This is a genomic window from Dellaglioa sp. CoH-56-MRSF-14 (genome assembly GCF_056782115.1).
Window position 1 is genome coordinate 1 of record NZ_JBXAYB010000051.1, and the last position, 347, is coordinate 347.

General features: G+C 64.0%; 1 protein-coding gene. It reads left to right on the forward strand.

Annotated elements, in window-relative coordinates; genetic code table 11:
- Positions 1-347: ATP-grasp domain-containing protein (locus tag AC1RPX_RS07815; protein WP_481763331.1), on the forward strand; the 347-nt coding region annotated here is incomplete at both ends.

The window sequence follows — 347 nt, forward strand, 5'->3', positions numbered from 1 at the left end:
CCGCCAAGCACGACCCTGTCGTCCTCGTCGAAGAATCCGTTCGACCTCCCTTCATTGAGATCGAAGTGCCCATGATCATCGGATCCTCCATCCGAGCGGCAGACCCGGCGCTGATCAAGCTTCCAGCCTCCAGCGTGTGGCACGACACCAAGAGTAAGTACTCCACGGACACCACCATGGAGCCGATTCACGACGACATGATCCGGCGCCACGCGCTCACGGCAGCGCAGCACGCGGCGGAGCTCGCCGGCGTCACCGGAGCCTGTCGAGTGGATCTCTTCGTGGACGCCGCCGGGACAGTGACTGTCGGTGAGATTAACGCCGTACCCGGGCACGGAGCAGCCAGC